Genomic DNA, 26,354 nt, shown 5'->3' on the forward strand with positions numbered 1-26,354 from the left:
TTAGCATCGTCACCGTGTCCCCGCGGGCCGGCCAGTTGTGAGCCGGCTCTTTTGTTTCCACGACCGACGGCCGCTTCCGGCCAGGAGAGTTCTGTTTCCATGTTCCCCGTGTCCCCTGTTTCCCGCCGTCTTGCCCTGGCAGCGGCCATCGCCCTGAGCCTACCCCTCGCCGCCACGGCGCAGAAGAAGTACGACACCGGCGCCTCCGACAAGGAGATCCTGATCGGCAACACCGTGCCCTACAGCGGCCCCGCGTCGGCCTACGGCACCGTGGGCAAGGCCATGGCCGCGGTGTTCGACAAGGTCAATGCCGAAGGCGGCGTCAACGGCCGCAAGATCAAGTTCATCAGCCTGGACGACGGCTACAACCCGGCCAAGACGGTGGAGCAGGTGCGCAAGCTGGTCGAGGAAGAGGAAGTGCTGCTGATGCTGTCGCCGCTGGGCACGGCGCAGAACACCGCGGTGCACAAGTACATGAACCAGAAGAAGGTGCCGCACCTGTTCCTGAACACCGGCGCCAACAAGTGGGGCGACCCGAAGAACTTCCCCTGGACCATGGGCTTCATCCCCTCGTACTACACCGAGGGCAAGGCGTTTGCGAAGCACATCCTGGCGACCAGGCCGAATGCCAAGGTGGGCGTGCTGTTCCAGAACGACGACTTCGGCAAGGACTACCTGAAGGGCGTGCTCGAGGGCCTGGGCGACAAGGCCAAGACCATGGTGGTCAGCCAGCAGAGCTACGAGGTCAGCGACACCACCATCGACAGCCAGGTGCTGTCGCTCAAGGGCAGCGGCGCCGACACCTTCGTCAACATCACCACGCCCAAGTTCGCGGCCCAGGCCATCCGCCGCGCGGCGGAATCGGGCTGGAAGCCGACGCAATACTTGGTGAGCGTGTCGACCTCGGTCACCTCGGTGCTCAAGCCCGCGGGCTTCGAGAACGGCCAGGGCGTGATCTCGTCGGCCTACCTGCGTGATCCGTCGGACCCGTCGCACCACGGCAGCAAGGAATATCAAGACTACGCCGCGACGATCAAGAAGTACTACCCCAGCGGTGACGTGGCCGACAGCCTGAACGCCAACGGCTACAGCATCGCCCAGGCCATGGTGGAGGTGCTGAAGAAGGCCGGCGACAACCTGACGCGCGACAACATCATGAAGATCGCCGCCAACCTGAACACGACGCTGCCGATGCTGGCCCCCGGCATCACGCTGCGCACCACGCCGGACGATTTCTATCCGGTCTCGCAGCTGCAGCTGACCAAGTTCGCCGGCCAGCGCTTCGAGCCGTTCGGCCCGGTCATCGACCGCTAGACCCGCAGGTCGAAGCCCGCCTCGGCCAGCACCTGGCCGTTGATGCGCACATCCACCACATGCGCACCCGGGTGGTAGCGGCGGGTGGTGATCGGCTTGATCGCATGGCGCTTGACCAGCTGGCGCGCCTCGCCGGGCGCCAGGTCGAGCACCCAGCCCTTGAACACCTTGGGCGTGGTGTGGCCGCCAGCCTTGACATGGTGCACCGCATAGTCGATGGCCAGGCGCTGCGGGGTGCGGGCGGTGGATTGCATATCGAGCGTGAGCGTCAGCGCTTCGCCGACGGCCAGCGCCGCGGGTGACAGCGCCAGCTCCACCCGGCCGCGGAAGGCCGCGCCCAGGCCCCAGGCGGCCAGCACCGCGGCATCCCCCGCCTTCACCAGGCCGCGGCTGGCATGGCGCAGCAGTGCGCTGCGCTCGGCGCCGGCGCCGGGCAGGTGGATGGCCAGCCAGTCGGCCACCAGCGCCGGGTGGTCCTTGGCAATGTCGTTGAGGTGGTTGGCCACGCTGCGGCGCACATAGGCACTGGCGTCGTCCTGCAACTGCTGCAGCCAGGGCAGCGTGGGCGACGGATCGGCCACCAGGGCCTGCAGCCGCAGGCCCCAGGGCAGGCGCGGCCGGCTGCCCTCACTGACCAGGCGGCGCACATGGGCGCTGGGGTGGGCCAGCCAGCCGCCCACGGTGGCGAAGGTCACCGCCGGCTGTCGCACGAAGAACGGCCGGATCGCGAACTCGGCCGTCAGCCGCTGCGTCATCGCCTGCAGCGCGGCCAGGCCACGTTCCGGTGCGGCATCCACCGCCAGCAGCGCCACCGCCTCGGTCAGCGGCCACACCGGCCAGCCGGCCAGGCCGGCGTTGCTGGTGCGCAGGCTGCCCAGGTCATCCCCCTCGCCCGGCGGGCCCAGGCTGGCCTCCAGGATGCCGCAGGCGCGGTCGGCATCGGCCGGCAGGTGGGCCACCAGGGCCTGCGCCACCTGCATGACCCGGGCCTTGAGCTCCAGGCCGTCCAGCCCGGCCAGCGCCTGCGCGCGGAAGCCGGCGGCATCAAAGCCGCGCCAGCCACGCTGCACATGCGCGGCGATGGCCTGCACCGCCGCCGCATCGATCAGGTTCTTGAAGGGCTCGGCCATGCGCACAGCATAAGACCGGTGCTGCGCACCACTTCCAGGCACCACCCCGCCAATTCACCCCGAATTGGTGCATACAGCGCGCACCAAGCAAGGCATGCCGCTTGCTTGATTTGGTGCATCAAGCCGCGCCTTGGTGCGATCGATGCACAACAGCGGCACAACAACTGTCGAGGAGACTGCTGTGGAAGCGATCGCCCAGGGCGCCGATGCCCTGTTCATCCTGCTGGGCGCCATCATGGTGCTGGCCATGCATGCGGGCTTTGCCTTCCTGGAGCTGGGCACGGTGCGCAAGAAGAACCAGGTCAATGCCCTGGTCAAGATCCTGGTCGACTTCGCGGTGTCGACCATCGCCTACTTCTTCGTCGGCTACCTGGTGGCCTACGGCACCGGCTTCATGATCGGTGCCGAGACGCTGGCGCAGAAGAACGGCTACGAGCTGGTGAAGTTCTTCTTCCTGCTCACCTTCGCGGCGGCCATCCCGGCGATCGTGTCGGGCGGCATTGCCGAGCGGGCGCGCTTCGGCCCGCAGCTGATCGCCACCGCGGTGCTGGTGGGCCTGGTGTACCCGCTGTTCGAGGGCGTGGTGTGGAACCAGCGCTTCGGCATCCAGGCCTGGCTGAAGGCCACCACCGGCGCCGAGTTCCATGACTTCGCCGGCAGCGTGGTGGTGCATGCGGTGGGCGGCTGGATCGGCCTGGCCGCGGTGCTGCTGCTGGGCGCACGCGCCGGCCGCTACCGGCGCGACGGCAACATCAGCGCCCATCCGCCGTCGTCCATCCCCTTCCTGGCGCTGGGCGCCTGGATCCTGGCGGTGGGCTGGTTCGGCTTCAACGTGATGAGCGCGCAGACCGTGGCCAAGATCAGCGGCCTGGTGGCCGTCAACTCGCTGATGGCCATGGTGGGCGGCACCCTGGTGGCGGTGCTGATGGGCAGGAACGACCCCGGCTTCGCCTACAACGGCCCGCTGGCCGGCCTGGTGGCCGTGTGCGCCGGCTCCGACGTGATGCACCCGGCCGGCGCGCTGGTGGTGGGCGGCGTGGCCGGCGCCATCTTCGTGGCCATGTTCACCCTGACGCAGAACCGCTGGAAGATCGACGACGTGCTGGGCGTGTGGCCGCTGCACGGCCTGTGTGGTGCCTGGGGCGGCGTGGCCTGCGGCATCTTCGGCAGCACGGCGCTGGGCGGCCTGGGCGGGGTGAGCCTGGGCGCGCAGCTGATCGGCACGGTGCTGGGCGTGGCCTGGGCGCTGGTGGGCGGCTTCGCCGTCTACGGCCTGCTGAAGGTGACGATGGGCCTGCGGCTGAGCGCCGAGGAGGAATACGACGGCGCCGACCTGTCGATCCACCGCATCGGCGCCACGCCCGACCGCGAGGTGAGCTGGTAGGCACCGCCGCGGCGGGTGCGATCATGGTGGCGGGCCCGCGCCGGGCCTGCCCTGCCACCGCCGCACCATGCTGATCCTGGATGCCGAAGCCACCCGCGCCGCCCTGCCCTTCGACCGGCTGATCCCGGCGCTGCGCACGCTGTTCGCCACCGGCTGCGACGTGCCGCCCCGGCATGTGCACACCGTGCCGGCACCCGGCGGCGGCTTCACCTCGCTGATCATGCCGGCCTGGGTGCCGGGCGTCTGCTACGGCGTGAAGACGGTCAACGTGGCGCCGCACAACGCCGCCCACGGCCTGCCCGGCCTGCACAGCACCTACCTGCTCTACAGCGCCGCCACCGGCGCACCGCTGGCCTGGCTGAACGGCGACCAGATCACCGCCCGCCGCACGGCGGCGGCCTCGGCGCTGGCGGCGTCGTTCCTGGCCCGCGCCGATGCCCGCCACCTGCTGCTGGTGGGCGCCGGCCAGGTGGCGCGCCTGCTGCCCGCGGCCTACCGGGTGGTGCGGCCGATCGACCGGGTGACGGTCTGGGCGCGGTCGGCCGACAGCGCCCGCGTCCTGGCAGAACAGCTGCGCGCCGACGGTTTCGACGCCCACCCCACCGCCGACCTGCCTGCCGCCGTGGCACGGGCCGACGTGGTCAGCTGCGCCACGCTGGCCACCGCGCCGCTGGTGCAGGGCGCCTGGCTGCAGCCGGGCAGCCACCTCGACCTGATCGGCAGCTTCACCCCGGCGATGCGCGAGGCCGACGACGCCTGCTTCGCCGGCGCGGCGCTGTACGTCGACACCGACGAGGCCCTGGCCAAGAGTGGCGACCTGCTCGGCCCGCTGGCGCGCGGCGTCCTCGCTGCCGGCGCGGTGCGCGGCACGCTGGCCACGCTGTGCGCCGGGCAGGCGGCCGGCCGGCAGGACGCCGCGGCACGCACGGTGTTCAAGTCGGTGGGCACGGCGCTGGAAGACCTGGCCGCCGCCATGCTGGCCTGCGGCCTCACGCCCGCCGACGGCCCCGGTGGCGGCACCGGCGCGCTGGCCGCCTGAAAAAAAATTTCAGCCCCTCCGCCTGTTCACAAGCCTGTGCACAACCTGGGCGCAAGCCCTGGACAGGCCCTGTGTGGCGGTCTTGTCACCCCTTTGCCTCGGTTTTGAGCAGGCCCGCGGCGCCCCCCCGGATTGGCCGGCAGGCCCCTTTTCGGCGCCGCCGGCAACCGATAAGCTCCCACGGATGTTGGACCCCGACGACACCGCCATGCGCTCCCGGGGCAGCATCCTGACGGTGGACGACTGCGCCACCACCCGGGCGCTGCTGGGCGTGCTGCTGGAATCGCTGGGCTACAGCGTGCAGGCGGTGGACAACGGCAGCGACGCGCTCGAAGCCGCCAGCCGCCAGGCCTTCGACGCCATCGTGCTCGACGTGGAAATGCCCGGCCTCGACGGCATGGCCGTGGGCCGCGCCCTGCGCCAGAACCCCCGCACCGCCGGCGCCAAGATCGCCATGCACACCGGCCTGGACGAGGCCCAGGTGCGCGCCGGCTTCAGCGGCTACGACGCCTTCGTGTCCAAGGCCGCCAGCCCGCGCCTGCTGTGCGAGCGGGTGGACGGCCTGGTGCACGGCACGGTGGCCGCCCAGCCGGCCGCCTGACCAGCCGCCGAGCTCAGACCGGCACGCCCGCCGCCAGCGCCTGCACAGTGCGCGCCGCCGGCCAGGCCGGCGCCAGCGCCGCCGATTGCCCGGCCCAGGCCTGCATGCGCTGCACATCGCCATCCACCACCGCCTGCTGCCGCATGGCCGCGGTCAGCCCCCGCTGCACCGGATAGGGCGCCGGCGGCGGTGCGCCGGGGGCGGCGGCGGCCTGCACATAGCCGGTGGCGATGCCGCGGCCGGCGCGGCCGCTGAAGGCGCGGGTGAGCCGGGTGTCCTCGGGCGCGGTGGTGGCCAGCGCATCGGCCCAGGCCGGCGGCAGGCCGGCCTCGGGCGCGCGCAGGAAGCCGGTGCCCACCTGCACCGCGCTGGCGCCCAGCGCCAAGGCCGCCGCCACGCCACGGGCGTCGGCGATGCCCCCGGTGGCCACCACCGGGATGCGCACCGCATCGGCCACCGCCGGCAGCAGGCTGAACAGGCCGACCTGCTGGGCCTCGGCCAGCGCCGCGTCGAAGCAGCCGCGGTGGCCGCCGGCCTCCATGCCCTGGGCCACCACCACATCGGCGCCGGCGGCGGCGGCGGCGCGCGCCTCGGCCACCGTGCTGATGTTGGCCCACCAGGCGATGCCGGCCGCCTTCAGCCGCTGCACGAAGGCCGGCGGGAACAGGCCCATCACCGACGAGACGATGGGCGCCCGGGCGGCCAGCAGCGCCTCGCACTGGGCGGCGAAGTCGGGCGGGCGGGCATCACCGGCCGCCGGCGTCACAGCCGGGCCCCAGGCAGCGAGGAAGTCGCAGAGCGCCTGCTCATGCGCGGCATCCCGCAACGGCGCCGGATCGGGCACCCACAGGTTGATCTGGAACGGCCGGTCGGTGCCTGCACGCACCGCGGCGGCCCAGTCGAGGATGGCCGCTGGCGCCATCAGCAGCGCGCCGCAGGCGCCCAGGCCGCCGGCCTCGGCCACGGCGATGCTCAGCGCGGGCGGGCAGGCGCCGGCCATCGGCGCCAGCAGGATCGGATGGCGCAGGCCGTGGCGGTGGCAGAACGCGCGGGCGCGGTCGGCAGGGCTGGTGTGGACGGTGGCGGACATGGCGCAGTTCTACCGCAATCGCCCACGGCCTGGCAGAGCTCGGCCGCTTCGCCAGGCACAGAGGCTCCTCAGGAGCCTCTGTGCCCGGGCTCAGCCCGCAGCAGTTGCCCGGCCACCTGCAGCAGCCGGTCGCGCACCGCCACCAGCGGCAGCTTCGGATCGACCAGCCACTGCTGCATCACGCCGCGCATCGCGCCCAGCAGGATCACGGCGGTGATGCCGGGGTCGTTGTGCGGCGCGATCTCGCCACGGGCGATGCCGGTGGCGATGTGCTGCTCGAACCAGGCCAGCGCGCTGCGGTTGTAGGCGGCCACCACCGGCCGCAACTCGGGCTGGGCCTCGAGACAGGCCTCGTTCATCATCACCAGCAGGGCCCGGCTGCTGAGCCAGGCACCGCCGCGGCGGCCGAAGTAGAAGCGGATGTTGCCGAGGATGGCGTCCAGCCCCGGCTGCAGCGCCGGGCCGCGGGCGCGTTGCTGGCCGAACTGCTCGCCGATGTAGCCGGCCAGCGCCTGCACCAGGCCGGCCTTGCTGCCGAAGCGGTGCGCTGCCAGGCCGCGGCTGTAGCCGGCCGCCTCGCCCACCTCGGCCAGCGTCATGCGCACGCTGCCGCGCTGGGCGACGATGGTCAGTGCCGCATCCAGCAACCGGCGCTCAGCCTCCTCCCGCCGCTGGGCATGACTGCGGCGCACTCTCTTGGCGGGGGCGGGGGAACTCACTCGGGTTTGATGCCGGCCGTGTCGGCCACGCGCTTGAAGCGTTGGTATTCACGCAGCTGGAATTCTCCCAGCGCCTTCGGGCCCATCATCATTGGCTGCGATGGCAAGCTGGCGTGGTAGGCCTTGCCGACGTCCGACGTCATGATCTTCTGGATGGCGGCGGCCAGCTTCTCGACCACGTCGTCCGGCGTCTCGGCGCGCATGAAGAAGGCCGACCAGACGGAGGTTTCGAAGTCGGCGAAGCCGCTCTCCTTCATCGTCGGGATGTCGGGGAACTTCGCATCGCGCGCTGGCGCGGTGATCGCCAGCACCCGCAGCTTGCCGCCCTTGAGCAGCTCGATGGTGCCGGTGAAGTCGATCACGCCGACCTCCAGCGCGCCGCCGATCACGTCGGTCAGCATCTGCGCGCCGCCCTTGTAGGGGATGTGCGTCACCGGCAAGCCGCTGGCCGTGCCCAGCCAGGCGGCCACCAGCTGGTAGCCGGCCGAGTAGTTGCCCAGCTGCAGCGGGCGGTTCTCCTTCCTGGCGGCGGCCACCACATCGCCGATCGTCTTGTAGGGCGAGTCGGCCTTCACCGCGAAGGCCACCGGGCTGATGGCCAGGCCGTAGAGCGGGCGCAGGTCCTTGAACGGGTCGTAAGGCAGGTTCTTGATGGTGATGGCATTGACCACCGCCGGCGAGTTGCTGCCCATCAGGATGGTGTGGCCGTCGGCTGGCAGCTGGCGCACCGCCTGCACCGCGATCACGCCGCTGCCGCCGGGCTTGTTCTCCACCGTCACCGTCTGGTTCAGCAGCTTGGACAGCTGCTCGCCATAGAAGCGCGACGAGCTGTCCGCACCGCTGCCGGCGGTGAACGGCACCAGGATCTTCATCGGCTTGCTCGGAAAGGCCTGGGCCCCCGCCAGCAACGGCGACAGCGCCAGCGTGGTGGCGGCCAGGATCCAGCGGGTGCAGCGTCTCATCGGGGTGTCTCCGTCGTGGTGATGGTGTGGTTGGCCTGCAGCCGATCGATCTCGTCGGTGGCGAAGCCGGCCTCCTGCAGCACCTGGGTGCTGTGCTCGCCCAGCGTGGGCGCATGCAGCGCCAGATCGGCCGGCGTGCGGCCGAACAGCGTGGTGGGCCGCACGGCCGTGATCGGCCCCACCACGGGGTGCTGCTGCGGCTGGAACAGGCCCACCGCCTGCAGGTGCGGATGCTGCGGCAGGTCTTGGATGTCGTGGATGCGGGTGGCCGGGATGTCGAGCTGGCGGCACAGCGCCAGCAGGGTCTCGGTGGTCAGCGTGCGGGTGATGCTGGCCATGTCGGCATACAGCTCCTTCACCCGCGCGTTGCGGGCATGGCGGTCGTCGCTGCCGTACTTGGTGTGCAGGTCGGGCCGGCCGGTGGCGGTGAAGAAGCGCTGCCAGTGATCCCCGGTGTAGGGCAGCATGGCCACATGGCCGTCCAGCGTGGGCGCGGGCTGGCGGCCGCCGGCCAGCAGCCGGGCATAACCCGCCGGTGCGGTGGGCGGGTCGAAGGTCAGCCCGCCCAGGTGCTCGGCCAGGGTGAAGGCCACCATGGTCTCGAACATCGGCACTTCCACATACTGGCCCTGCCCGCTCTGCGTGCGCTCGTACAGCGCGGCCAGCACGGCATTGCACAGCGCCATGCCGGTGGTCTTGTCGGCGATCAGGCTGGGCACGTAGTTGGGCTGGCCGCTCTGCGGTCCACCTTCATGGCCGATCAGCCCGGCCAGCCCGCAGGCGGCCTGGATCACGTCGTCGAAGGCGGGCTGGCCAGCGCTGGGGCCGTCTTCGCCGAAGCCGGTGGCCACGCAGTACAGCAACTTCGGGTTGATGGCGGCGCAGGCGGCGTGGCCCAGGCCCAGGCGCTCGATGGCGGCGGTGCGCATGTTGTGCACCAGCACATCCACCGTGGGCAGCAGGCGCTGGATGACCTCGATGCCGGCGGGCTGCTTCAGGTCGACCGCCAGCGAGCGCTTGTTGCGGTTGATGGCCAGGAAGATCGAGCTCATGCCGCGCACCGTGGACACGCCGTTGGCGCGCATCAGGTCGCCCTCGGGCGGCTCGACCTTGATCACGTCGGCACCCCAGTCGCCCAGGATCTGCGTGGCCAGCGGGCCCAGCACCACGGCGGTGAGGTCGAGCACCCGCACGCCCGCCAGCGGGCCGCTGCGGCGGGGGGCAGGGGTCGGTGCGGCGGTGTCCAGCGTCATGGTGGCGACAGCGGCCAGGCACGCCGCGGGTTTGAATCGGAACCCATATGTTTGTTGCCCGGCCAACAAATGCCATCCAGAATTGCCCCACTCTCAGCCTGAGATCCACCAGGAGACAACCCGATGCAGGGCCTGACCATCCCCCCCGGCGCCTTGCCGCCGGAGGCCGAAGCACTGCGCGCCGAGGTGCGCGCCTTCCTGGCCGCCGAGATGCCGGCCATCCCGCCACTGAAGCGCTGCCGCAACTGGTCGGGCGCCGATGCCGACTTCAGCCGCAAGATGGGCGAGCGCGGCTGGCTGGGCATGACCTGGCCCAAGGCCTACGGCGGCCATGAGCGCAGTGCGCTGGAGCGCTATGTGGTGCTGGAAGAGATGCTGTGCGCCGGCGCGCCGGTGGGCGCGCACTGGGTGGCCGAGCGGCAGAGCGGCCCGCAGCTGATGCGCTTTGCGCCCACCACGCTGGCGCCGAAGATCGTGCCGCGCATCGCCCGCGGCGAGGTGTTCTTCTGCATCGGCATGAGCGAGCCTGATTCGGGCTCCGACCTGGCCTCCATCCGGACGAAAGCCACGCGCAGCCACAAGGACGGCCAAGGCGATGGCTGGGTGATCAACGGCCGCAAGCTCTGGACATCCGGCGCCCACCGCGCCCACTACATGATCGCCCTGGTGCGCACCGGCGAGAAGAGCGAGAACCGCCACGGCGGCATGTCGCAGTTCCTGGTCGACATGACCACGCCCGGCCTGACCGTGCGGCCCATCGTCAACCAGCTGGGCGAGCATGACTTCAATGAAGTGACGTTCGACGATGTGTGGGTGCCGGCCGAGAACCTGATCGGCGCCGAAGGCGACGGCTGGGCGCAGGTGGGCGCCGAGCTGGCCTACGAGCGCAGCGGCCCCGAGCGCTACATGAGCTGCAGCCAGCTGCTGCTGGAGATGCTGGACGCCAGCGATGCCGAAGACGCCCGCCAGGCCGAGGTCATCGGCCGCATCGTGGCCAGCTACGGCGCGCTGCGGCAGATGAGCCTGGGCGTGGCCAGCATGCTGGCCCGCGGCGAGAACCCGGCCCTGGCCGCCAGCCTGGTCAAGGACCAGGGTGCGCTGGTGGAGCAGGCCATGCCCGACACCGCCCATGCGCTGTTCGGCGGCCGGGTGGCGCCCGGCTCCACGCTCGACCAGGCCATGCGCTACACCACGCTGGCCGTGCCTTCGTTCTCCCTGCGCGGCGGCACGCGCGAGATCCTGCGCGGGATCATTGCCAAGGGATTGGATTTGCGATGAGCCAAGACACGTTGACCGACACGCTGATCGAAGACAGCGCTGCCAAGCTCTTTTCCACCCAGGTCGACAAGGACCGGCGCCTGCGCGCCGAGACCGGCGAGTGGGACGCCGCGCTGTGGCAACAGGTGGCCGACAGCGGCTTCCACCTGCTGCTGGCCAGCGAGGCCAGCGGCGGCTACGGCCAGGGCTGGACAGCCGCCTACCCGCTGCTGCGCGGCCTGGGCTACTGGCAGGTGCCCCTGCCGCTGGCCGAGACCATGCTGGCAGCCCAGCTGGCATCGGCCGCCGGCTTCGACATCCCCGACGGCCCGCTGACGCTGATCGAGCAGGGCCAGGGCAACCAGCTCACGGTGGCGGCCGGTGACGGTCTGGCCACGCTATCCGGAACCGCCCATGCCGTGCCCTGGGCGCGCCATGCCACCGCAGCGCTGGTGTCGCTGGCCGATGGCCGGGTGGCGCTGCTCGATCTGCAGGGCGCACCCGGCGTGCAGGTGCAGCCGCATGCCAACCACGCCGGCCTGCCGTCGGACACCCTGGTGCTGCAGCAGGCCCGGCTGCGCGCCGTGGCCGCCAACCCGCTGGCGCTGGACCGGCCAGTCTGGACGCTGGGCGCGCTGGCCCGCAGCACGATGCTGGTGGGCGCGCTGGAATCGGCGCTGGAGCAGGCGGTGCGCTATGCCGGCGAGCGGGTGCAGTTCGGCAAGGCCATCGGCAAGTACCAGGCCATCCAGCAGCAGCTGGCGTTGATGGCGGGCGATGTGTCAGCCGCCCGCGTGGCCACGCAGGTGGCCCTGGCCGATGCACCGGGCGGGGACCAGCACAGCTGCGCCGCCACCCACTTCTCCACCGCCGTGGCCAAGGTGCGCGCCGGCGAGGCCGCCACCCGCGGCACCAGCATCGCCCACCAGGTGCATGGCGCCATCGGCTTCACCCATGAACATGCGCTGCACTTCGCCACCCGGCGGCTGTGGGCCTGGCGGGAAGAGTTCGGCAGCGATGCCGCCTGGGCGTCCGAGCTGGGCCGCGCCGCCATCGCCGCACGTGCCGCCGGCTTCTGGCCCGGCATCACCGCCAAGACCTTCTGATCCGACGGAGACACCAAGATGTCCAACGACTACACCGACGTGCAGGTCACCTTCGACGGCCACGTGGCCACGGTGGAGATGTGCAAGCCGCCGCACAACTTCTTCACCATCCCGCTGATCCGCACGCTGGCCGATGCGTTTGAAGACCTGGAGGCCGACCGCCGCTGCCATGCCATCGTGCTGGCGGCGCAGGGCACCAGCTTCTGCGCCGGCGCCGACTTCAGCAACCGCGAGGCCACGCCGCCGCAGCGCAGCCCGCGCGCGCTGAACCCCATCTACGACGAGGCGCTGCGCATGTTCGCCTGCCGCAAGCCGGTGGTGGCCGCCGTGCAGGGCCCGGCCATCGGCGGTGGCCTGGGCGTGGCCCTGGTGGCGGATTTCCGCGTCACCTGCGCCGAGGCCAAGTTCTCGGCCAACTTCAACCGGCTGGGTTTCCACCCCGGCTTCGGCCTGTCGTGCACGCTGCCGCGCCTGGTCGGCATGCAGAAGGCGGCCATGCTGTTCTACACCGGCCGCCGCATCAACGGCACCGAGGCCGTGGCCATGGGCCTGGCCGACCTGCTGGTGCCGCAGGACCAGGTGCGCGCCGAGGCACAGAAGCTGGCGCGCGAGATCGCCGTCTCGGCGCCGCTGGCGGTGCAGGGCACGCGCGACACCCTGCGCGCCGGCCTGGTCGAGCAGATCCGCCTGGCCGTGGCGCGCGAGAGCGAGCAGCAGAACTGGCAGTTCAAGACCGAGGACTTCAAGGAAGGCGTGGCCGCGATGGCCGCCCGCCGCGAGCCGGTGTTCAAGGGCGAGTGACGCAGCGCCATGTTCCAACCTGACCTGCTGGCCGGCCAGCGCATCCTGGTCACCGGCGGCGGCAGCGGCCTGGGCGCGGCGATGGCCACGCGTTTCGCCGAACTCGGCGCCCGCTTGCTGCTGGCCGGCCGCCGCGCCGAGGTGCTGGAGGCCACCGCCGCCACGTTGCGGGCCGCTGGCGCCCAGGTCGACACCGCCGTGTGCGATGTGCGTGATGCCGCCGCGGTGGAGGCCATGGTCGATGCGCAGTGGGCGGTTGCGCCGATCGACGTGCTGGTCAACAACGCCGCCGCCACCTTCATCGCCCGCACCGAGACGCTGTCGGCCCGCGCGGCCGATGCCATCCTGGCCACCACGCTGCACGGCGCGCTGTACTGCACGCTGGCGCTGGGCAAGCGTTGGATCGCGGCGCAGCGGCCCGGCGTGGTGCTCAGCATCCTGTCGACCAGCACCCTCACCGGCCGGGCCTTCACCGTGCCGTCGGCGATGGCCAAGTCGGGCCTGCTGGCCATGACCCGCAGCCTGGCGGTGGAATGGGGGCCGCACGGCATCCGGCTGGTGGCCATCGCGCCCGGGCCCTTCCCCACCGACGGCAGCAACCGCCAGCTGAACCCCGGCGAACGCGCCGGCAGCGCCGCCCGCGCGCCGCTCAACCCCACCGGCCGTGTCGGCCAGCCGCCCGAGCTGGCCAACCTGGCGGCGTATCTCGTCAGCCCGCAGGCGGCCTACATCAACGGCGAGATGGTGGCCATCGACGGCGGCGCCCACCTGCGCACCTCCGGCGCCGAGGACCTGCTGCAGTGGGGCCCGGCGCAGTGGGATGCGCTGCGCAAGCGCTGACGGGCTGACCGCCGCCACCGGCGGCCACACCCGGGATTGCCCTGTGCGGGGTTTCCGCAGCACCGCGGCGGCCGGCGGCACGCACACTCCGGCACCTTGCACGCACCGGAGTCGTTGATGCGCCCCATGTTCCAGTCCCCTGCCCGCCGCCGCTGGCTGGGGCATGCCTTGGCCAGCCTGGCCGCCCTGGCCCTGCCCGCCCTCAGCCAGGCCCAGGCCTGGCCCACCGCCGGCCCGATCCGCCTGGTGGCGGTGTTCCCGCCCGGCGGCTCGGTCGACCAGGTGGCGCGCATCCTGGCGCCGGCGCTGCAGCAGCAGCTGGGCGTATCGGTGATCGTCGAGAACAAGGGCGGCGCATCGGGCGCCATCGGCACCGGCGAGGTGGCGCGCGGCGCGGCCGACGGCAGCCAGTTCGGCGTGGTGTTCGACACCCATGGCGTGAACCCGGCGCTGCAGCCCAAGCTGGCCTTCGACACCCGGCGCGACCTGACCACCGTCGCCCTGCTGGGCACCAGCCCGATGGTGATCAGCACCCATGCCGACCAGCCCTACAAGAGCTTCACCGACGTGGCAGCCGCCGCCAAGGCCGGTGGCAAGGGCGTGGCCTACGGCACCATCGGCAACGGCAGCCTGGGGCACCTGGCGGTGACGCTGCTGGCCAAGGGCGCCGGGCTGGAGCTGGTGCATGTGCCCTACAAGGGCGGCGGCCCGCTGATGCAGGACGCCATCGCCGGCCATGTGCCGCTGTCCATCGGTTCGGTGTTCGTCGCCAAGCCGCACATCGACAGCAAGCGGCTGCGGCCGCTGGCCGTCACCACCGCGCAGCGCCACCCGTCGCTGCCCGATGTGCCCACGCTGGCCGAGCTGGGCTTCCGCAACTTCGAGGCGCCGGCCTGGTGGGCGGTGATCGCGCCGGCCAAGATGGCGCCCGAGCTGGTGCAGCGCATGAACGCCGAGATCAACAAGGCACTGCAGAACCCCGACGTGGCCGCCCGCCTGGCGCAGCAGGGCATCAGCGTGAACACCGGGACGCCGGCCCAGGCACAAACCTTCGTCGATCGCCAGCTGGAGACCTGGGGCAAAGTGGTGCGCGACAACGGCATCACCCCGGATTGACCGGCGCGGCAGCGGGCCGCGCGCTTGCGGCAACATGCCGGGCATGCACGCCATGGATGACTTCTTGAACGCCGAGGGCCTGCGCGCCGCGCTGGGCCCGGCCACCGGTTGCGACCACTGCGCCGGGCTGCAATGCGCCGGCTGGGAATCGGTGACCGCGCCGCTGGGTGCGCCGCTGCTGCAGCCGCTGGGCACGCTGCGCGACCCGGCCATCGACGAGCCCACCTACCTGGAGCGCCATGCCGAGGGCACCAGCTTCTGGCATGCGCGGGCGCCGGTGGCGCTGACGCACTTTCCGTACAACCGCTGCACCGTCTGGCGCTGCCCGCAGTGCCGGCGCGGCTTCCTCCAGTACACCGAGGCCGGCGGCTATTACGTGGACCACCGGGTGCGCGCCATCGACCCGGCCCTGATCGAGGCATGAGCCCTTGCAGGCGCGCGTGATCCCGGCGTCGGCCCACGCCAACGCCCCCTGGTCCACCGAACTGCTGGGCGGTGCCACCGGTGCGGTGGTGATGCTGGCGGTGGTGGTCACGCTGGGCCTGCTGGCCTACGCGCCGCTGGGGCCGGCACTGGCGCCGCAGGGCGTCACCGCAGCGCTGGCCACCGCCGGCATCGGCGGCCTGGTGTTTGCGCTGCAGCGCCACCAGCGCCTGCCGGTCAGCGGGCCCAGCTCGGCCACGGCGCTGATCTATGCCGGACTGATCGCCCAGCTGACCGCCGACCCGCAGTGGCGGGCCGATCCCGCCGCCACGCTGGGCCCGTTGCTGGTGGCCGCCGGGGTGGCGGTGTCGCTCAGCGGCGTGCTGCAGATCGCGCTGGCCCTGCTGCGCCTGGGCCGGCTGGCGCAGTACGTGCCGCAGCCGGTGCTGGCCGGCTTCATGAACGGCGTGTCGCTGCTGATCCTGCTGGCCCAGGTGCCGGTGCTGCTGGGCACCGGGCCGCAGGGCTTCCATCCGGCCCCGCTGCTGGTGGGCCTGGGCGCCGCAGCCACCACCTGGGTGGCGGCATGGCGCTTTCCACGGGCCCCGGCCCAATTGGTCGGCCTGGCCCTGGGGCTGGCCCTGCATGCCGCGTTGCAGGCCACCATGCCCGGCCTGCACCTGGGCCCCCAGGTGGGCGCACTGCCCCAGGGCCTGCCACTGCCCCAGGTGGCCTGGCAGCTGCTGGCGCCGGAGACGGCCGGCTTCCTGGCCCGCCAGGCCCCGGCGGTGCTGACCACCGCCGCGGTGCTGGCGCTGATCGGCGCGCTGGAATCGGTGCTGGGTGCGCTGGCGCTGGAGCAGCAGGTGGGCAGCCGCGCCCAGCCCGATGCCATGCTGCTCAGCCTGGGCCTGGCCAACCTGGTGGTGGGGCTGTTCAGCGGGCTGCCCAGCGTGCTGCTGCGCGCCCGCGCCCTGGCCACGCTGCAGGCGGGCGGCCGCGGCCGCCGTGCCGCGCTGGCCGGAGCCGCCACCTTCCTGCTGGTGGCGGTGGCCCTGGGCCCGCTGGTGGCGAGGCTGCCGGTGGCGGTGCTGGCCGGCATCATGCTGACGGTGGCGGTGTCGCTGTCCGACCGCTGGACCCGCCAGTTGATCGACCAGTGGCGCAGCGGCGAGCGCAGCGCCGACCTGTGGCAGAGCCTGGCCATCGTGGCGGTGGTGTGTGCGGTCACCGTGTGGCAGGGCTTTGCGCTGGGCGTGGCTGCCGGCTGCGTGGTGGCACTGGGCGTGTTCGTGCGCGGCATGAACCGGTCGCTGGTGCATGCGCGCTACACCGCAGCGGCCAGCCCGTCGCGGCGCATGTGGCCGCTGGCGCATGAGGCCCGGCTGCAGGCCGGGCGCGAACGGGTCCTGGTGCTGGAACTGGAGGGCGCGCTGTTCTTCGGCAGCGCCGAGCGGGTGGCGCAGGCGGCATCGGACCTGCCCGCCACCGTGCGCTGGCTGGTGCTGGACCTGCGCGGCGTCAGCATGATCGATGCCACCGGCGCCATGGTGCTGCAGCGCCTGTCGACCACGCTGGCCGATGGCGGCGTGCAGCTGCTGCTGGCCGGCGTGACGGCCACCAACCTCCATGGCCGCCGGCTGCGCGCGGTGGGCTGCTTCCGCGACGAGCCGCGCGACGACTGGTTCCCCGATGTCGACCGCGCCACCGAGGCGGCCGAACGCCGCCTGCTGGCCGAGGCCGGCCTGGCCGATGCCGACCCGCAGCTGCCGCTGACCGACAGCACGCTGTGCCTGGGGCTGGATGCGGCGCAGCTGGCGCTGCTGGCCGCGCGGATGCCGCTGCGCCGGCTGGCGCCGGGCGAGGTGCTGTTCCGCCAGGGCGATGCCGCCGACGGGCTGTATGTGCTGACACGCGGCTCGGTCACCATCGTGGCCGGCCGGTCGCCGGGGCAGGACCAGCAGCGCTTCGGCAGCCTGTCGGTGGGCATGATGCTGGGCGAAACCGCCATGCTCGACGGCGCCGGCCGCAGCGGCACCGCGGTGGCCGATGGCGAGGTGGAACTGCGCCAGCTCAGCCTGGCCACGCTGGACACCCTGCTGGCCGAGCAGCCGGCGCTGGCGGCGCAGTTGCACCGCAACATCGCGCTGCACCTGTCGCAGCGGCTGCGCCGGTCGACCCAGCTGCGCCCGCGCGACAACGCGGGCTGACCCGCCGCCGCGCCACAACCGCGCGCGGCTGTCACCTGCAGTGCAGCGGCAGGCCGGGGCGGCCACCTAGAGTGGCCCGATTGCCCATCCGCCCCGAGGATTGCCCGTGCTGCACCCACTCCACCATGCCCGCACCACCCCCGACAAAGCCGCCCTGGTGATGGCCGACACCGGCGTGGTGGTCACCTACCGCCAGCTGGAAGACGGCGCCAACCGGGTGGCGCAGCTGTTCCGATCCTTGGGCCTGCAATCGGGCGACCACATCGCGCTGATGCTGGAGAACCATCCGCGTTATTTCGAGATCTGCTGGGGCGCGCACCGCGCCGGGCTGATCTACACCGCGATGAGCACCCGGCTGACCGAGGCCGAGGTCAGCTACATCGTCAACGACTGCAACGCCAAGGCGGTGGTGGCCTCGCAGGCGATGACCAAGTCGGTGGCGCCGCTGCCGGCCAGCTGCCCGGGCGTGCGCAGCTGGCTGATGCTGGACGGCACCATCGCGGGCTGGACGGCTTACGAAGCCGCGGTGGCCGCCCAGCCGGCCGAGCGCATCGCCGACGAGCTGGCTGGCGGCGACATGCTGTATTCCAGCGGCACCACCGGCCGGCCCAAGGGCGTGTTCGTGCCGCCGCAGACCACCGAGATCGACGCCGCCAGCCCGATGACCGACATCATGGTCAACCTCTACGGCGTGTCGGCCGAGACCATCTACCTGTCGCCGGCGCCGCTGTACCACGCCGCGCCGCTGCGCTACACCCTGGGCGTGCAGCGCCTGGGCGGCACGGTGGTGGTGATGGAGCACTTCGACCCCGAGCGCTACCTGCAGCTGGTGCAGCAGCACAGGATCACCCACACCCAGCTGGTGCCGACGATGTTCGTGCGCATGCTCAAGCTGCCCGAGGCCACCCGCAAGCAATACGACCTGCGCTCGCTGCGGGTGGCCATCCATGCCGCCGCGCCCTGCCCGGTGGAGGTGAAGAAGCAGATGATCGCCTGGTGGGGCCCGGTGATCTGGGAGTACTACGCCGGCACCGAGGGCAACGGCGTGACCATGGTCAACAGCGCCCAGTGGCTGACGCACCCGGGCACGGTGGGCAAGGCGGTGGTGGGCGAGCTGAAGATCTGCGACGACGAGACCGGCGCCGAGCTGCCGCCCGGCCAGAGCGGCACCATCTACTTCGCCAACGGCCGGCCGTTTGCTTACCACAACGATGCCGCCAAGACCGCCAGCAGCACCCACCCCAAGGGCTGGACCACGCTGGGCGATGTGGGCTACGTGGACGCCGAGGGCTACCTGTACCTGACCGACCGCAAGGCCTACATGATCATCAGCGGCGGGGTGAACATCTACCCGCAGGAAGCCGAGAACGTGCTGATCAACCACCCCCAGGTGGCCGACGTGGCCGTGCTGGGCGTGCCCAACGAGGAGTTCGGCGAAGAGGTGAAGGCCGTGGTGCAGCCGCGCGACATGCGCGATGCCGGGCCCGAACTGGAAGCCGCACTGATCGCCTACTGCCGCGAGCACCTGTCACCGATCAAGTGCCCGAAGTCGGTCGACTTCGAGGCCGAACTGCCGCGCCACCCCACCGGCAAGCTGTACAAGCGCCTGCTGAAGGACCGCTACTGGGCGGGGCACGCGTCGAAGATCATCTGACCAGGCGCCAGGTCGCATCGGCATGCATGCGATGCCCATGCGCCAGGAGTCCGCCGTCCTGTCAGTCCGCCCCGCACCAGCCCGTGCGGTCTGTGGGCCGCACCCCGACTGCGGTTGGAGACGTCCAGGCGCCTCCTGGTCTTCAGCGTCGCGCCAGCAAAGCCTGGATGCCCATCGACAGCCCCGCATTCGGCTTCACCGGCGGCAGCGCAAAGCTGCCGGCGCGGGCCTTGGCCGGCGCCAGTGCGGCCAGGGTTTCAGCATGGCGCACGGCGCTGGACAAGCCATCGACCACCGGCACGGGCAGCAGGTCGCGCACCTGGCGGGCCAGGCCAGCCAGGGGCGCGCCGGCCAGCACGATCACGTCGGCGCCGTCCTCGGCCACGGCGCGCTCGGCCAGGGCCACCAGGGCGTCGCGGTGGTCCTGCTGGATGCTGGCAACATCGCGCAGCGGGCTGCCCAGGCTGCGGATGCTGGCCAGCCGGCCCAGCAGGCCATGGGCATCGACACATTCGCGGTACCACGCGCTGATGCGGGTGGAGATGGCAATGATCGAGAAGCGCTGGCCCAGCAGGCAGGCACTCATCAGCGCGGCTTCCGTCAAGCCGGTGACCGGCATGGGCAGCACCTCGCGCAGCGCCTGCAGACCGGGGTCGCCAAAGGCCGCGACGATCACCGCGTCATGGCCTGCCGCCTGCTCGGCCGCCGCCTCGGCGGTGGCATGGGCGCCCAGCATGGCCTCGAAGCGGGTCTCGATGTAGGCCACGCCGAAGCGGGCGGTGGCCATGGTCAGCACGGTGCCGGGCGACGCGGCGCGGCGCGCCTCGGCTTCGATCAGGTCGGTCACCGACGGGCTGATGTTGGGGTTGATGATGAGCAGGCGTGCCATGGCCGTTCCCTTGTGCTCACTCGGCCTTCATGCCGGTGTCCTTCACCAGCCTGGCATAGCGCCGGATCTCGGCGGCCAGGAAGGCCTGCAGCTCGGCCGGCGTGCCCTTGCCGGCCTCGGCGCCCATGGCGGTGTAGCGCTCCTGCAGATCCGCCGCGCCCAGGCTGCGCGCCACCTGGGCATTCAGCTTGGCCACCACGGGCGCCGGCGTGCCCGACGGCGCCAGCAGCAGGAACCAGGCCGCAAAGGCATACCCCGGCACGCCGGCCTCGGCCATGGTGGGCAGGTCGGGCGCCAGCGGCGACCGGGTGGCCGAACTGATGGCCAGGGCCCGCAGCTTGCCGGCCTTCACATGCTGGGCCGACGACAGCAGCGGGTCGATCATCAGCTGCACCTGGCCCGCGATCAGATCGGTCAGTGCCGGTGCCGAGCCCTTGTAGGGCACGTGCAGCATCTGCACCCCGGCCATGCTGGCCAGCAGTGCCGCCGCCACATGGCTGGTGGTGGCGTTGCCCGACGAGGCATAGGCCAGCTTGTCGGGCTGCACCTTGGCCAGGGCCAGCAGTTCCTTCAGGTTCTGCGCCGGCACGGCGGGGTTGACCACCAGCACGCTGGGCACGGTGGCCAGCTTGGCCACCGGCTGCAGGTCTTTCTCGGTGTCGTAGGGCAGCCGGGGGTACAGGCTGGGGTTGACTGCATGGCCCACGGTGACGACCAGCAGCGTGTGGCCGTCGGCCGGCGCGGTGGCCACGGCCTGGGTGGCGATCTGACCGCCGGCTCCGGGCTTGTTCTCGATGACCGCGGCCTGGCCCCAGGCCTCACCCAGCTTCTGGCCGATCAGGCGGGCAAAGTTGTCGGCCGCGCCGCCCGGCGGGAAGGGCACGACGATCTTGATCGGCTTGCTGGGGTAGCTGTCCTGGGCCTGGACGGCTGGGGCCAGCAGCAGGCACAAGGCCAGACCCAGCAGGGCGAACGGGGTTTTCATGGGGCTTCCTTCGGTGGGGGTTGGCAGGTGGTCAGTACGGCTTGCCGACGGCGGCCCAGAGCTGGCGGGCAGCGGCTTCTGCCTCGGCGCAGACGGTGTCCAGGTCGACACGGGTGGGGCGGCCGTCTTCGACCACCAGCTCACCGTCCACCAGCACATGGCGCACATCGCGGCCCTGGCCGCAGTGCACCAGCGTGCCCAGCGGATCGGCCTGCGGCACCCAGTGCGGCCGGCGCGCGTCGAAGACCACCAGGTCGGCGCACTTGCCCACGGTGATCGAGCCGGTCTCGCCGTCCAGCCCCAGCGCGCGGGCGCCGCCCAGCGTGGCCATGGCGAACACATGCTGCGGCTGCCAGTCGGCATCGACGCCGCCGGTCTGCACCCGGGCGGTCATCAGGGCCCAGCGTGGCAGCTCCACCATGTCGGCATGCTGGGTGTCGGTGGCCAGCGCCAGGTTCACGCCGGCGGCCTTCAGCCTGGGCGTGGGCGCCAGCCGGCCCGAGGTGGCATTGCACTTGGGGATGTGGATGACGGTGGCCCGGGCGGCGGCCAGCAGGGCGATGTCGCCGTCGCTCAAGTAGATGCCGTGGCCACCCATCAGGCGGTGGTTCAGCAGCCCGCAGTCGGCCAGCACCTGGGTGGCGGTGCGCCCGCAGCGGGCCTGCACCCGGTCCACCTCGACCCGACTTTGCGACAGGTGGGTGTTGACATGCATGCCCGATGACGCCGACAGCGCCGCCACCTGGCGCAGCAGGTCTTCGCTGCAGGTGTCCACCGCATGCGCGGCCAGCTGCGGATGGACGCGCGGGTGGCCGTGCCAGCGCGCATGCAGGTCGGCCGCGCGGCGCAGCAGGCGCTCGCCGATGGCGGCATCGAAGTGCCAGTCGCCCTGCGCCACGCGGGCGAAGTCGACATCGTGGATGCGCCAGCTGGGCGCCAGTTTCAGGCCGGTCTCTGCCATGGCCTCGGTGCTGACATCGGCATGCACGAAGTGGTCGCCCAGCACGGTGCTGCCGAACATCAGCGCCTCGCAGGCGCCCAGCCGGGCCAGCGCACGGGCCTGCTCGGGGTTGACCTGCGTGCCCTGCGGAATGCCGGGGGTGTACGACGGCGCAAAACCCAGATCCGCCGCCACACCGCGCACCAGGCTCAGGATGGCATGCTGGTGCGGGTTGACGAAGCCGGGCGTGACCACATGCCCCTGCAGCGCCAGCCGGCGGCCGATCCGCGCCCCCGGCGGCAGCTGCGTGCCGATCCAGGCGATGCGGCCATCCTGCACGGCCAGGCTGGCACCGCGCAGCAGCGGCTGCTGCGCGTCGCCGGTGATCAGCGTGGCGCCGTCCAGCAGCAGGTCGAATTGAAGGCCGGGGGATGGGCCGGCGGGCGGCGCTGTCGTCACGCATCCAGCTCCAGCCACTGCCGCCAGCCGCCGCTGCGGGTGCGCGGCCGCGCCAGCGCCGGGCGGTCGCAGCGCAGGAACTGGCCCTGGCCGGGCGTGCCGGTGAAGTGCTGGCCGTCCCACACCACCTGGCCGCGCAGCAGGGTCAGGGCCGGCCAGGCCTGCAGCTCACGGCCCTCGTAGGGCGTGTAGTCGACGTTGTGGTGCAGGTGTTCGTTGCGGATGACATGCGGTTGGCCGGTGTCCCAGATCACCAGGTCGGCATCGCTGCCCACGGCCAGCGTGCCCTTGCGCGGGTACAGGCCGTACAGGTGGGCGGCATTGGTGGCCGTGAGGGCCACGAACTGCTGGACCGACAGCCGCCCGGTCAGCACGCCTTCGCTGAACAGCAGCGGCATGCGCGTCTCCAGCCCCGGGATGCCGTTGGGGATGTAGGGAAACGGCGGCTCGCGGCCACCCAGCCGCTTGCCGTTGGGGTCGTCGTAGTTGAACGGCGCATGGTCGGACGACACCACGGTGAACAGGCCGTCGGCCAGCGCGTCCCACACCACCTGCTGGTTGGCCTTGTCGCGCGGCGGCGGGCTGCAGACGCAGCGTGCACCGCCGAAGCCGGTGGTGGCCAGGTCGTCCTGCGTCAGGAACAGGTATTGCGGGCAGGTCTCGGCATGGATGTTCAGGCCCTTGCCGCGGGCCCAGCGGATCTGCTCGATCGCCTCGCCGCCCGACACGTGCACGATCAGGATGGGCACGTCCAGCAGCTCGGACAGCGTGATGGCGCGGTGGGTGGCCTCGCGCTCCACCGGCGCGGGGCGCGACAGGCCGTGGTAGCCGGGCGCTGTCTTGCCCGCCGCCAGCAGCCGCTCGGTGAGGAAGGCGATGGCGTCGCTGTTCTCGGCATGGATCATCGCCATGGCCTGCTCGCGCCGGGCCAGTTCCAGCACCTGCAGGATCTGGCCGTCGGCCAGCTTCAGGTCGTCGTAGGTCATGTACATCTTGAAGGATGTGCAGCCTTCGGCGATGAGCTCCGGCAGCTCGTGCTGCAGCACCTGCGGCGTGGGGTCGGCCACGATCAGGTGAAAGGCGTAGTCGACGCTGGCCTTGCCGGCGGCACGCTGGTGGTAGTCGGTCACCGCCGCACGCAAGGAGCCGCCCTTGGCCTGCGCCGCGAACGGGATGATGGTGGTGGTGCCGCCGCAGGCCGCCGAGCGGGTGCCGGTCTCGAAGTCGTCGGCCATGCGCACCGGCGGCAGCATCGGCTGGTCGACATGGCAGTGCGCATCGATGCCGCCGGGCGTGACGAAGCGGCCGGCGGCGTCGATCTCGCGTGTGGCCGGCCCGGCCACCAGCGATTGCGCCAGCGCCACGATGCGCCCGCCGGTGATGCCGATGTCGGCATCGAACACGTCGCCGGCGGTGGCCACATGCGCACGGCGCACGATCAGGTCGAAGCTCATCGGTTCTCCTCGAACAGCCGGCCCCAGCCGCGCACGCGCGCGGTGTCCACGCCGCACAGGCGCAGGCACTGCCAGACGGCGGTGGCCGTGGTGTCGTACAGCGGGATGCCCAGCTCGGCTTCGAGCTGGGCGGCCAGCTGCGCCGCATGCAGGTTGGTGCAGAAGGTGGTGATGCACTGCGCGCCGGCCGCGGCCACCTCGTGCGACAGCTGGTGCAGCACGGCGGGGGCCACCTCGGCAAACTCGAAATTGACCGACAGCGACAGGTGCCGCTCGGCCACGCAGGCATAGCCGCTGGCGGCGTAGTTGTCGACGATGCGCTGCTGCACGTCGGCGGTGTAGGGCGTCACCAGGCCGAAGCGGCGCTGGTCGTTGCGGGTCATCAGGGTGTTGAGCGCCAGCACGGAGGTGCAGGCGGGGATGCCGGTCTCGCGGGTGATGGCCGCGCACAGTGCCTCGTCACGGTCGAAGCCCAGCCAGCCGGCGGCCGTGCCGTTCCAGGCGATCACGTCCACCCGGGCATCGGCCAGCAGTTGCGCCGCCTGCAGGATGGGCTGCAGCTCGAACTGGCCCAGGGCCTGCTGCGCCAGGGAAATCTGGGTGACGCGGAAGCGGGCGAAGTGCACCGACACCTCGGGCAGGCCGGCCAGCATGGCCGCGCACAGCGGCTCCAGCGCGGTGTTGGACGAGGGCGTCAACATGCCCAGGCGGATGCGCTTCATGCTGCTGTCTCCTTCAGCCTGCGCCAGGCCGGCGCGGCATTTGCATGGACGGCTGGACAATCATGGTTCCCTCTGCGCCGCTCCTGCCCCCCTGCCCGATGCCGCCCCGCACCCCTGCTGCAACCCCCACCCTGGATGGCGTGGCCCTGCGCGAAGCCATCTTCGACCGCATCTGGCGCGCGGTGCTCGAGCACCGCCTGCCGCCCGGCACCAAGCTGGTCGAAGACCGCCTGGCCGAGCTGTTCACCACCAGCCGCGCCCAGGTGCGCGACGTGCTGGCGCGCCTGGCCAACGAAGGCATCGTCGACATGGTGCCCAACCGCGGCGCCTTCATCGCCAGCCCCACGCCCGAGCAGACCCGCGAGGTGTTCGAGGCGCGCCGCCTGCTGGAACCGGCGCTGGTGCGGCGCCTGGTCGCACGGCGCGATGCCGCCGCCATCGCCGCGCTGCGGGCGGTGGTGGCCGACGAGCAGGCGGCCCGGGGCCGGGCTGACCGGCCCACCATCGTGCGGCTGTCGGGCTGGTTCCACATCGAACTGGCGCGCCTGGCCGGCAACCGGCCGCTGGCCCACACCATGCGCGAGCTGGCCACCATGACGGTGCTGGCGATCTTCCTGTACGACGCGCCGCATGCCACCGCCTGCCGCGAGGACGAGCACGAGCAGCTGCTCAATGCCATCGAGCGCCGGCGCACCGAGCGCGCGGTGGAGCTGATGCTGCATCACCTGGACCACATCGAGGGTTCGCTCAACCTGGCACCGCGGGCAGATGCACCGATCGACCTGGCTGCGGTGCTGGGCGGGGATTGATCAGACCTTCACCTCGCGGTTGAAGCGGTCGATGTACTCGGCGCGGCGCGGGTTCAGCTTGGCCCAGTCGACACCGTTCATCGCCTCCAGCGCGGCGGTGTTGGCCGCGTAGGCCTGCAGGGCCTTGCTGAAGCTGGCCTTGGAGCTGGTGGGCGCCACCATGTAGGGCGCATCGGCCATCTGGGTCTGCACCTCGGGGCTGATGGCGGCGTTGATGTAGGCCGCCGCCAGGTCCACGTTCTTCGAGTTCTTGACGATGTGCATCGAGCTCTTGATGTGGATCCAGCCGGTGTCGGGCTTGGCCAGCGCGATCGGCACGCCCTTGGACTGCAGGTCGCCGACGTTGTTGTTGTAGTGCACCGAGATGTCGATCTGGCCCTGCTGGAACAGCGTGGCCAGCGAGCCAGGGTTGGACGCAACCGCGCTGACATTGGGCAGCAGCCGCTTGACGAACTGGAAGGCGGGTTCCATGTTCTCCTCGCTGCCGCCGTTGAGGCGGGCGATCTCGACCATCCAGGCCGACATCAGCGTGCTGCCCATGCCGGCCAGGCCCACGCGGCCCTTGAACTCGGGCTTGAGCAGATCGTTCCAGTTGCGCGGCGGGGTCTTGATCTTGTCGGTGTTGTAGGCGATGCCGATGATCTGGCCCGAGCAGAACACGCCCAGGCCACGTGGGTCGATGAACTTGGCCGGGATGTCCTTGAGGTTGGGCACCTTGTCGGTGGGCACCTTCTCGAAGATGTCGTGCTGCAGGGCGTTGAGGTACGGACCCTCGTCCAGGATGATCACGTCGAACGGCGGGTTGGCCTTGGACGCCACGATCTTGCTGACCGTGTCCACCGCCAGGCTGGCCACCAGGTTGGTGCTGCCGCCGCTGGCCTTGGCAAAGGCCGGCAGCAGGATCTGCCGGTGGGCGGATTCCCAGGCACCGGGGTAGGTGGTGGCGGAGATCGTCTTGCCCTGGGCAAGGGCCAGGCCGGGCAGGCCCAGCGCGGCGGCGGCGGCGGCGCCGGTGTGCAGGAACGCGCGGCGCGGCAGGGAACGGATGGCCATGGGAATCCTTTCTGGCGGAGAGATCGAAGGTCAGTCCCAGCCGCAAAGACCATGCCACGGGCGTTGCCGCACACCGCGGGGCGGCGCCGCACCCACCCGCACCAAGTTGGCGCCATGTCGCCCCGTTTGTTTGCATCAACGCAC

Annotated in this window: 24 protein-coding genes; 13 read left to right on the top strand and 11 right to left on the bottom strand. The window is 71.6% G+C overall.

Annotated features, from left to right (window positions below; all coding sequences use genetic code 11):
- Positions 1-99: 99 nt before the first annotated feature.
- Positions 100-1,314: an ABC transporter substrate-binding protein gene (locus tag FFT10_RS14210; RefSeq protein ID WP_137733508.1), complete on the top strand. Its 1,215-nt coding sequence runs from the start codon at positions 100-102 to the stop codon at positions 1,312-1,314.
- Here the strand turns inward: FFT10_RS14210 and FFT10_RS14215 are convergent.
- On the bottom strand, positions 1,311-2,444 hold the full coding sequence (locus FFT10_RS14215; protein ID WP_137733509.1) for a DNA alkylation repair protein: 1,134 nt from the start codon (positions 2,442-2,444) through the stop codon (positions 1,311-1,313). The genes FFT10_RS14210 and FFT10_RS14215 overlap by 4 nt on opposite strands.
- A 181-nt stretch (positions 2,445-2,625) precedes the next feature.
- Between FFT10_RS14215 and FFT10_RS14220 the strand changes: the two genes are divergently transcribed.
- The 3 genes from FFT10_RS14220 to FFT10_RS14230 all read left to right on the top strand — a co-directional run bounded on the left by FFT10_RS14220 (position 2,626) and on the right by FFT10_RS14230 (position 5,468).
- Positions 2,626-3,828: an ammonium transporter gene (locus FFT10_RS14220; RefSeq protein ID WP_137733510.1), complete on the top strand. Its 1,203-nt coding sequence runs from the start codon at positions 2,626-2,628 to the stop codon at positions 3,826-3,828.
- A gap of 67 nt (positions 3,829-3,895) precedes the next feature.
- On the top strand, positions 3,896-4,867 hold the full coding sequence (gene lhpI / locus FFT10_RS14225; protein WP_137733511.1) for a bifunctional Delta(1)-pyrroline-2-carboxylate/Delta(1)-piperideine-2-carboxylate reductase: 972 nt from the start codon (positions 3,896-3,898) through the stop codon (positions 4,865-4,867).
- Positions 4,868-5,075: 208 nt separating this feature from the next.
- Positions 5,076-5,468 carry a response regulator gene (locus FFT10_RS14230; RefSeq protein WP_162520797.1) on the top strand — a complete coding sequence of 131 codons (393 nt, stop codon included), beginning with the start codon at positions 5,076-5,078 and terminating at the stop codon, positions 5,466-5,468.
- 13 nt (positions 5,469-5,481) lie between these two features.
- Here FFT10_RS14230 and FFT10_RS14235 read toward each other — a convergent pair whose 3' ends face one another.
- The 4 genes from FFT10_RS14235 to FFT10_RS14250 form a co-directional block, all read right to left on the bottom strand.
- Positions 5,482-6,558, bottom strand: a complete 1,077-nt coding sequence (locus tag FFT10_RS14235; protein ID WP_137733513.1) for an NAD(P)H-dependent flavin oxidoreductase — start codon at positions 6,556-6,558, stop codon at positions 5,482-5,484.
- A 68-nt stretch (positions 6,559-6,626) separates the two neighbouring features.
- Positions 6,627-7,250, bottom strand: a complete 624-nt coding sequence (locus tag FFT10_RS14240) for a TetR/AcrR family transcriptional regulator (RefSeq protein WP_162520798.1) — start codon at positions 7,248-7,250, stop codon at positions 6,627-6,629.
- Positions 7,251-7,273: 23 nt separating this feature from the next.
- The gene (locus FFT10_RS14245) at positions 7,274-8,239 is read right to left on the bottom strand and encodes a Bug family tripartite tricarboxylate transporter substrate binding protein (protein ID WP_137733515.1); all 966 of its coding nucleotides are present in this window, start codon (positions 8,237-8,239) and stop codon (positions 7,274-7,276) included.
- Positions 8,236-9,492, bottom strand: coding sequence for a CaiB/BaiF CoA transferase family protein (locus FFT10_RS14250; protein WP_137733516.1), 1,257 nt, complete (start codon positions 9,490-9,492; stop codon positions 8,236-8,238). Before FFT10_RS14250 ends, FFT10_RS14245 begins: the two co-directional genes overlap by 4 nt.
- A gap of 123 nt (positions 9,493-9,615) precedes the next feature.
- On the opposite strand from FFT10_RS14250, the gene FFT10_RS14255 reads away from it, so the two are divergent.
- The 8 genes from FFT10_RS14255 to FFT10_RS14290 all read left to right on the top strand — a co-directional run bounded on the left by FFT10_RS14255 (position 9,616) and on the right by FFT10_RS14290 (position 18,899).
- On the top strand, positions 9,616-10,770 hold the full coding sequence (locus FFT10_RS14255; protein ID WP_137733517.1) for an acyl-CoA dehydrogenase family protein: 1,155 nt from the start codon (positions 9,616-9,618) through the stop codon (positions 10,768-10,770).
- Positions 10,767-11,855: an acyl-CoA dehydrogenase family protein gene (locus FFT10_RS14260; protein WP_137733518.1), complete on the top strand. Its 1,089-nt coding sequence runs from the start codon at positions 10,767-10,769 to the stop codon at positions 11,853-11,855. Before FFT10_RS14255 ends, FFT10_RS14260 begins: the two co-directional genes overlap by 4 nt.
- A gap of 18 nt (positions 11,856-11,873) precedes the next feature.
- Entirely contained in the window at positions 11,874-12,656 is a 783-nt protein-coding gene (locus FFT10_RS14265; RefSeq protein ID WP_137733519.1) for an enoyl-CoA hydratase/isomerase family protein, read from the top strand.
- A 9-nt stretch (positions 12,657-12,665) separates the two neighbouring features.
- A complete protein-coding gene (locus FFT10_RS14270; protein WP_137733520.1) occupies positions 12,666-13,496 on the top strand; it encodes an SDR family oxidoreductase in 831 nt (276 codons plus the stop codon).
- A 126-nt stretch (positions 13,497-13,622) separates the two neighbouring features.
- Positions 13,623-14,612 (top strand): tripartite tricarboxylate transporter substrate binding protein, encoded by a 990-nt coding sequence (locus FFT10_RS14275; RefSeq protein ID WP_137733521.1) that lies wholly within the window; start codon positions 13,623-13,625, stop codon positions 14,610-14,612.
- 52 nt (positions 14,613-14,664) lie between these two features.
- A complete protein-coding gene (locus FFT10_RS14280; RefSeq protein ID WP_137733522.1) occupies positions 14,665-15,036 on the top strand; it encodes a hypothetical protein in 372 nt (123 codons plus the stop codon).
- A gap of 16 nt (positions 15,037-15,052) precedes the next feature.
- On the top strand, positions 15,053-17,245 hold the full coding sequence (locus FFT10_RS14285) for a SulP family inorganic anion transporter (protein WP_162520799.1): 2,193 nt from the start codon (positions 15,053-15,055) through the stop codon (positions 17,243-17,245).
- A gap of 109 nt (positions 17,246-17,354) precedes the next feature.
- Positions 17,355-18,899: an AMP-binding protein gene (locus FFT10_RS14290; RefSeq protein ID WP_174246113.1), complete on the top strand. Its 1,545-nt coding sequence runs from the start codon at positions 17,355-17,357 to the stop codon at positions 18,897-18,899.
- Positions 18,900-19,041: 142 nt separating this feature from the next.
- Here the strand turns inward: FFT10_RS14290 and FFT10_RS14295 are convergent, their stop codons facing one another.
- From FFT10_RS14295 to FFT10_RS14315, 5 genes are read right to left on the bottom strand one after another with little or no spacing between them, the layout of a single operon-like run.
- Positions 19,042-19,788 carry an aspartate/glutamate racemase family protein gene (locus tag FFT10_RS14295; protein ID WP_137733525.1) on the bottom strand — a complete coding sequence of 249 codons (747 nt, stop codon included), beginning with the start codon at positions 19,786-19,788 and terminating at the stop codon, positions 19,042-19,044.
- Positions 19,789-19,804: 16 nt separating this feature from the next.
- Positions 19,805-20,773: a tripartite tricarboxylate transporter substrate binding protein gene (locus FFT10_RS14300; RefSeq protein WP_137733526.1), complete on the bottom strand. Its 969-nt coding sequence runs from the start codon at positions 20,771-20,773 to the stop codon at positions 19,805-19,807.
- Between the two features lie 31 nt (positions 20,774-20,804).
- A complete protein-coding gene (locus tag FFT10_RS14305; protein ID WP_228027118.1) occupies positions 20,805-22,172 on the bottom strand; it encodes an amidohydrolase family protein in 1,368 nt (455 codons plus the stop codon).
- Positions 22,169-23,626 carry a dihydropyrimidinase gene (gene hydA, locus FFT10_RS14310; RefSeq protein ID WP_137733527.1) on the bottom strand — a complete coding sequence of 486 codons (1,458 nt, stop codon included), beginning with the start codon at positions 23,624-23,626 and terminating at the stop codon, positions 22,169-22,171. The genes FFT10_RS14305 and hydA overlap by 4 nt, the downstream gene beginning before the upstream one ends.
- Positions 23,623-24,348 (bottom strand): maleate cis-trans isomerase family protein, encoded by a 726-nt coding sequence (locus tag FFT10_RS14315; RefSeq protein WP_137733528.1) that lies wholly within the window; start codon positions 24,346-24,348, stop codon positions 23,623-23,625. Before FFT10_RS14315 ends, hydA begins: the two co-directional genes overlap by 4 nt.
- A gap of 98 nt (positions 24,349-24,446) precedes the next feature.
- On the opposite strand from FFT10_RS14315, the gene FFT10_RS14320 reads away from it, so the two are divergent.
- Positions 24,447-25,157: a GntR family transcriptional regulator gene (locus FFT10_RS14320; RefSeq protein ID WP_137733529.1), complete on the top strand. Its 711-nt coding sequence runs from the start codon at positions 24,447-24,449 to the stop codon at positions 25,155-25,157.
- Here FFT10_RS14320 and FFT10_RS14325 read toward each other — a convergent pair whose 3' ends face one another.
- Positions 25,158-26,210, bottom strand: a complete 1,053-nt coding sequence (locus tag FFT10_RS14325) for an extracellular solute-binding protein (protein ID WP_137733530.1) — start codon at positions 26,208-26,210, stop codon at positions 25,158-25,160. It lies immediately after the preceding gene.
- Between the last annotated feature and the right edge of the window lie 144 nt (positions 26,211-26,354).

This window comes from Pseudaquabacterium pictum (assembly GCF_005403045.1).
Classification (GTDB): Bacteria; Pseudomonadota; Gammaproteobacteria; order Burkholderiales; family Burkholderiaceae_C; genus Pseudaquabacterium; species Pseudaquabacterium pictum.

Bases quoted from the DNA above. Each gene is read 5' to 3' on its own strand.
- FFT10_RS14210 (WP_137733508.1), top strand. From the start codon at position 100: ATGTTCCCCGTGTCCCCTGTTTCCCGCCGTCTTGCCCTGGCAGCGGCC.
- FFT10_RS14215 (WP_137733509.1), bottom strand. From the start codon at position 2,444: ATGGCCGAGCCCTTCAAGAACCTGATCGATGCGGCGGCGGTGCAGGCC.
- lhpI (WP_137733511.1), top strand. From the start codon at position 3,896: ATGCTGATCCTGGATGCCGAAGCCACCCGCGCCGCCCTGCCCTTCGAC.
- FFT10_RS14230 (WP_162520797.1), top strand. From the start codon at position 5,076: ATGCGCTCCCGGGGCAGCATCCTGACGGTGGACGACTGCGCCACCACC.
- FFT10_RS14235 (WP_137733513.1), bottom strand. From the start codon at position 6,558: ATGTCCGCCACCGTCCACACCAGCCCTGCCGACCGCGCCCGCGCGTTC.
- FFT10_RS14245 (WP_137733515.1), bottom strand. From the start codon at position 8,239: ATGAGACGCTGCACCCGCTGGATCCTGGCCGCCACCACGCTGGCGCTG.
- FFT10_RS14250 (WP_137733516.1), bottom strand. From the start codon at position 9,492: ATGACGCTGGACACCGCCGCACCGACCCCTGCCCCCCGCCGCAGCGGC.
- FFT10_RS14255 (WP_137733517.1), top strand. From the start codon at position 9,616: ATGCAGGGCCTGACCATCCCCCCCGGCGCCTTGCCGCCGGAGGCCGAA.
- FFT10_RS14260 (WP_137733518.1), top strand. From the start codon at position 10,767: ATGAGCCAAGACACGTTGACCGACACGCTGATCGAAGACAGCGCTGCC.
- FFT10_RS14265 (WP_137733519.1), top strand. From the start codon at position 11,874: ATGTCCAACGACTACACCGACGTGCAGGTCACCTTCGACGGCCACGTG.
- FFT10_RS14270 (WP_137733520.1), top strand. From the start codon at position 12,666: ATGTTCCAACCTGACCTGCTGGCCGGCCAGCGCATCCTGGTCACCGGC.
- FFT10_RS14275 (WP_137733521.1), top strand. From the start codon at position 13,623: ATGTTCCAGTCCCCTGCCCGCCGCCGCTGGCTGGGGCATGCCTTGGCC.
- FFT10_RS14280 (WP_137733522.1), top strand. From the start codon at position 14,665: ATGGATGACTTCTTGAACGCCGAGGGCCTGCGCGCCGCGCTGGGCCCG.
- FFT10_RS14295 (WP_137733525.1), bottom strand. From the start codon at position 19,788: ATGGCACGCCTGCTCATCATCAACCCCAACATCAGCCCGTCGGTGACC.
- FFT10_RS14300 (WP_137733526.1), bottom strand. From the start codon at position 20,773: ATGAAAACCCCGTTCGCCCTGCTGGGTCTGGCCTTGTGCCTGCTGCTG.
- hydA (WP_137733527.1), bottom strand. From the start codon at position 23,626: ATGAGCTTCGACCTGATCGTGCGCCGTGCGCATGTGGCCACCGCCGGC.
- FFT10_RS14315 (WP_137733528.1), bottom strand. From the start codon at position 24,348: ATGAAGCGCATCCGCCTGGGCATGTTGACGCCCTCGTCCAACACCGCG.
- FFT10_RS14320 (WP_137733529.1), top strand. From the start codon at position 24,447: ATGCCGCCCCGCACCCCTGCTGCAACCCCCACCCTGGATGGCGTGGCC.
- FFT10_RS14325 (WP_137733530.1), bottom strand. From the start codon at position 26,210: ATGGCCATCCGTTCCCTGCCGCGCCGCGCGTTCCTGCACACCGGCGCC.